Here is a 4,819-nt window from a genome sequence, read left to right on the forward strand (position 1 = left end):
CGCACGGCGTCCTGGGAGTTCTTCCGCATGAACACCTGCCCGCCGAGACCGACGATCGCCTGCTCGGGCGTGCCGTGCCCGTAGTGCGCGTACCGCTCGCGGTAGAGCTCGACCATCTGCTTGGTGTGGTCGGCCGGCCAGAAGATGTTGTTGTGGAAGAAGCCGTCGCCGTAGTACGCGGCCTGTTCGGCTATCTCCGGCGACCGGATCGAGCCGTGCCACACGAACGGCGGGACGCCGTCCAGCGGACGCGGCGTCGAGGTGAACGACTGGAGCGGCGTGCGGAACTTGCCCTCCCACGTCACCACGTCCTCGCGCCACAGCCGGCGCAGCAGCGCGTAGTTCTCCACCGCCAGGTTGATGCCCTGGCGGATGTCCTGCCCGAACCAGGGATACACCGGCCCGGTGTTCCCCCGCCCCATCATCAGATCCACCCGCCCGTCGGCCAGGTGCTGCAGCATCGCGAAGTCCTCCGCGATCTTCACCGGGTCGTTGGTGGTGATGAGGGTGGTGGAGGTGGAGAGGATCAGCTTCTCCGTCTGCGCCGCGATGAAGCCGAGCATGGTGGTTGGCGACGAGGGCACGAACGGCGGGTTGTGGTGCTCACCCGTCGCGAACACGTCCAGGCCCACCTCCTCCGCCTTCTGCGCGATCGCGACCATGGCCTTGATCCTCTCGGCCTCGGTCGGCGTACGGCCGGTCGTCGGGTCCGGTGTGACATCGCCGACGCTGAAGATCCCGAACTGCATGGTCGCTCACCCTCCAGGTTGTTTACGATTCAACTATACCCCTGAACGATCCACCCCACCTCCCTATTCCGCGCACCATCCACCCCCAGCCCCTCGACCCTCGACCCTCGACCTCGACCTCGACCCCGACCCCGACCCCGACCCCGACTGTCAGTGCCCCGTCCTACGATCCCGTCATGGCCGCCCCACGCCGTGACACCCGAGGCATCGTCGACGCCGCGGAACTCTTCGCGCGCGTCCGCTTCCGCCGCCGCGAACCCGCCGAGCCGCTCCGCCCCTACCTGGAGCACTACTGGCTGATCGACTGGGACCTGCCCGAGCCGTACGCCTCCCACGTGGTCCCGCACCCGTCCGTGAACATCGTCTTCCAGAGGTTCGCGGGTCAGGACCCCCTCGGTTTCGGCGAGGTGGCCGGCATAGGCCTCGACCTGTTCACACAGAAGCTGGAGGGCCGGGGAAGGGTGTGCGGGATCCAGTTCCGCCCGGGGGGCTTCCGCCCCTTCGCGCCGGGACGGGCCCTCACGTCACTCACGGGCGAGCGAATCCCACTCCACACGGTGTTTCCCTCGGTGGACGCCGCCACGGTCCCCTCCGTCCTCGACCCCGCCGAGGAGGACGCACGCGTGGCCGCGCTCGACGCGTTCCTCCTCGGTCTCGGTCCGCGCCCTGATCCCCAGGCCGATCTCGCCATGGCCCTGGTGGACCGCATCCGGGGCGACCGCACCATCCGGCACGTCGGCGACTTCGCACACGCCGAGGGGATGACCGTACGGGCCCTGCAACGCCTCTTCGCCGCGTACGTCGGCGTCGGCCCGAAGTGGATCATCCTGCGCTACCGGATCCACGAGGCCCTGTCCCGCGCGGAGGCCGCCGGCCCGGTCGACTGGGCCGCCCTCGCCGCCGACCTCGGCTACGCCGATCAGGCCCACCTCGTCCGCGACTTCACCGCGACGGTAGGAGTACCCCCCACCACCTACGCAACCACCACCCACTGACCCGACTCCGGCCGCGGGCGGGCGGGGGCCGATCATGCAGTCCCGCGCCCCAAGGCGGGGCTTCGCCCCGCACACCCCGCCCGCTCTCCGCCCTCATCCAGGGCGCGGCCCACGGCTGGACCCCCACCGGCACCGCGCTCACCGCCGTCGGCCTGACCCTCTTCGCCGCCTTCTGCCACCGCCAGCGCACCGCGACGAACCCCCTGATCCAGCCCTCGCTCCTCCACAACCGGGGCTTCACCTCGGGACTCGTCCTCGGCGTCGTCTTCTTCGCCGCGGTCGCGGGCCTCCTCTACGTCGTGTCCCTCTTCCTCCAACAGGGCCTCGGCCGCTCCCCCACGGGCGCCGCGCTCGGCCTGATCCCCCTGTCCACCGGAATCGTCGTCGCCTCGATCGCCTGCTACCGGCTCATCGACAGGCTGGGACGCCGTCTGGTCCTCCTCGGCCTGACGATCACCCTCGCGGGGACCGGCCTTCTGCTGGCCCTCGTGGCGACTTCCGGTACGGACACCGGAGGCTGGGCCCTGGTCCCGCCCCTGCTGGTCGTCGGCCTCGGCATGGGCACGTGCTTCGGTTCGCTCTACGACGTGACCGTCGGCGACATCGCTCCCGCCGAGGCGGGCAGCGCCGGCGGCTCGCTCGGCGCGGTCCAGCAGCTCGCGAACGCACTCGGGGCCGCCGCCGTCACCAGCGTCTACTTCAGGACCGGCGGCGGTGAGGCCCGCGCCACCGCCGTGAGCCTCACCGTGGTCGCCGCGGTCACCCTCCTGTGCGTCCCCCTCGTACGCCTACTGCCGCTCAAGGCACAGGAAGACCGGAACTGAGAACCCACCACGACCCACGAGAACTCCCGGGAACTCCCGGACACCCCCGCGGACTCAAGGGATCAGGACCAGCCGCCCCCGCAGCCCGCCCTCGGCCAGCCGCGCGTGCGCCTTCCCCGCCTCCTCCAGCCCGTACGTGTCGGCGACCCGGGTCGTGAGCACCCCCTCGTCGACGAGCGCCACCAGCTCCGCGAGACGCGCCCCGTCGGCGCTGACCTCCACCGAGTCCGTCCGCACCCCCCGTACGGATGCCGGATGCGCCCCCGGGATGACGCCCACGAACACCCCGCCGTCCCGCACCCACTCCAACGCCGCCGCGCCGAGAATCGCCGCGTCCAGCACCCCGTCCACTCCATCCACGCCGCCCGGCGCGAAGTGGGCCGCCCCCAGCGACCGTACGAGCTCCTCGTCGCTCTCGCGGGCCACCGCCGTCACCACGAGACCCCGGTGGGCGGCGAGTTGGACGGCGTACCCGCCGACCGCCCCCGCCGCACCCGTCACCGCCAGGCTCTGCCCGGGCTCCAGGGCCAGCAGGTCCAGGGCCTGGGCCGCGGTGAGGGCGTTGAGGGGCAGGGTGGCCGCGTGGACGAGGTCCACCGAGCTCGGCGCCCCGGCCACCGCGTCCGCGTCCACGACCACGTAGTCGGCGTGCGCGCCAAGGGACTTGACCGGCCCGTACGACAGCGCCACCACCTCGTCGCCGACCCTCCACCCCGCATCCGCACCCGTCGCGTCCACCGTCCCGGCCATGTCCCAGCCCAGCCCCAGCCGCCGCCCCGCGCCCCCGAAGCCGCCCGCGCGGACCCCGGCGTCGACCGGATTGAGCGCGGCGGCCGCGACCTTGATCCGTACCTGCCGGGCCCCCGGCTCCGGCACCTCGACCTCCGCGATCTCCACCGCTTCCGGCCCGCCGAACTCCGTCACGACCACTGCCCGCATGTCAGCTCTCCCTGTTTCCCGCGCTTGGCGCATCGATTCGCCCGATTCACCCGGGTTTCTCTCCCGTTGCAACAACCCTAGGAAGAGTTACTCTCCTTTGGTAAGTAGGCACCTGAAGGTGCGTACATCACCCGGAGGTGAGTCATGGCGACCACGACCGCGGCGCAGCGGCGTGCGCAGGCGCGGATCGAGTACGACGCGTTCATCCGCAGCTGCCCCACCAACCAGCTCCTCGACCGCATCAGCGACAAGTGGGTCAGCCTGGTCGTCAGCGCGCTCGCCCAGGCGGACGAGGCGTCGATGCGCTACAGCGACCTGGGCCGCAAGCTCGCGGGGATCAGCCCCAAGATGCTGACGCAGACGCTGCGTTCACTGGAGCGCGACGGCATCCTGGTCCGCACGGTGACGCCGTCCGTGCCCGTCCGCGTCGACTACGAACTGACCCCCCTCGGCACCAGCCTCGCCGGACTGCTCTCCGCCGTGAAGGACTGGGCGGAACTGCACATCGAGGAGGTCAACGAGGCGCGGGAGCGTTACGACGACGAGGGCGACGGCAACGCCTCGTCCGAAGGCTCCGCAGGCTCCGGACGGTCCTCGTCGGCCTCCTGAAAATCCCCGTCCCGCAGGCGGGCGATCTGCTCCGCGCTCAGATCCACCGTGCGGCGCATGTGACCGATGATCAGGGCGAGTTCGTCGTCCGCCAGCTCGTCGAAGAGCGCGTACCAGCCGCCGCCCAGCCGGTCCCACACCCGCCCGAACTCGGCGACCTTCTCCGGCACGGTCGCCACCAGCACCCGTCGCCGGTCGACGGCGTCCCGCTGCCGTACGACATAGCCCGCCCTCTCCAGCCGGTCCACCAGCCGCGTCGCCGAACCGGTCGTCAGACCGGTCAGCTCCGCGATCCGGCCGGTCGTCACCGGCGCGCCCTCCAGGCTGAGCAGGTTCACGCACTGCATGTCCGTGGGGTGCAGCTTCAGACGGTCGGCGAGGGCCTGGTTGAAGAGCGCGTACGAGGCCATGTAGCGGCGCGAGACGGTGGACAGCTCGTCGAGCAGCCGCGCACGCGTGTTCCCGGACATGGCACGCCCCTTCGTCTGCCCCTACTGCCTGTTCTGCCTGTTCTGCCGCTTCACCCGCGTCAGACAGAGATCGTACGTGCAACCAGCGAAACCACCTGGGGACCGGACAGGTCCTGGAGTACGGGGAACCGGACAGGTCCTAGGTCCTGTCGTCAAATTCCCGTCGTCCGCCCGGAGGGCGGGCCCTGCGGCGTCAGGTGCGTGCTCTCGGCGTGCCAGGCACAGGCCCTCGT

At 71.1% G+C, this 4,819-nt stretch carries 6 protein-coding genes; 3 read left to right on the forward strand and 3 right to left on the reverse strand.

Annotation, left to right across the window (positions count from 1 at the left end; all coding sequences use genetic code 11):
* Positions 1–749: CE1758 family FMN-dependent luciferase-like monooxygenase (locus tag ABZ656_RS56535; protein ID WP_360280330.1), on the reverse strand; the 749-nt coding region annotated here is incomplete at its 3' end.
* A 176-nt stretch (positions 750–925) separates the two neighbouring features.
* On the opposite strand from ABZ656_RS56535, the gene ABZ656_RS56540 reads away from it, so the two are divergent.
* A complete protein-coding gene (locus ABZ656_RS56540) occupies positions 926–1,744 on the forward strand; it encodes a DUF6597 domain-containing transcriptional factor (protein WP_360280333.1) in 819 nt (272 codons plus the stop codon).
* A 95-nt stretch (positions 1,745–1,839) separates the two neighbouring features.
* Positions 1,840–2,568, forward strand: coding sequence for an MFS transporter (locus tag ABZ656_RS56545; protein WP_360280340.1), 729 nt, complete (start codon positions 1,840–1,842; stop codon positions 2,566–2,568).
* A gap of 54 nt (positions 2,569–2,622) precedes the next feature.
* Here the strand turns inward: ABZ656_RS56545 and ABZ656_RS56550 are convergent, their stop codons facing one another.
* Positions 2,623–3,507, reverse strand: coding sequence for an NADP-dependent oxidoreductase (locus ABZ656_RS56550; RefSeq protein ID WP_360280336.1), 885 nt, complete (start codon positions 3,505–3,507; stop codon positions 2,623–2,625).
* Between the two features lie 144 nt (positions 3,508–3,651).
* On the opposite strand from ABZ656_RS56550, the gene ABZ656_RS56555 reads away from it, so the two are divergent.
* Positions 3,652–4,116 carry a helix-turn-helix domain-containing protein gene (locus ABZ656_RS56555; RefSeq protein WP_101399965.1) on the forward strand — a complete coding sequence of 155 codons (465 nt, stop codon included), beginning with the start codon at positions 3,652–3,654 and terminating at the stop codon, positions 4,114–4,116.
* Here ABZ656_RS56555 and ABZ656_RS56560 read toward each other — a convergent pair.
* On the reverse strand, positions 4,041–4,586 hold the full coding sequence (locus tag ABZ656_RS56560; RefSeq protein WP_101399964.1) for a MarR family winged helix-turn-helix transcriptional regulator: 546 nt from the start codon (positions 4,584–4,586) through the stop codon (positions 4,041–4,043). The two genes, ABZ656_RS56555 and ABZ656_RS56560, sit on opposite strands and share 76 nt — an antisense overlap.
* Positions 4,587–4,819: the final 233 nt, after the last annotated feature.

Origin of the sequence: Streptomyces sp. NPDC007095 (assembly GCF_040634475.1) — a bacterium.
GTDB lineage: Bacteria > Actinomycetota > Actinomycetes > Streptomycetales > Streptomycetaceae > Streptomyces.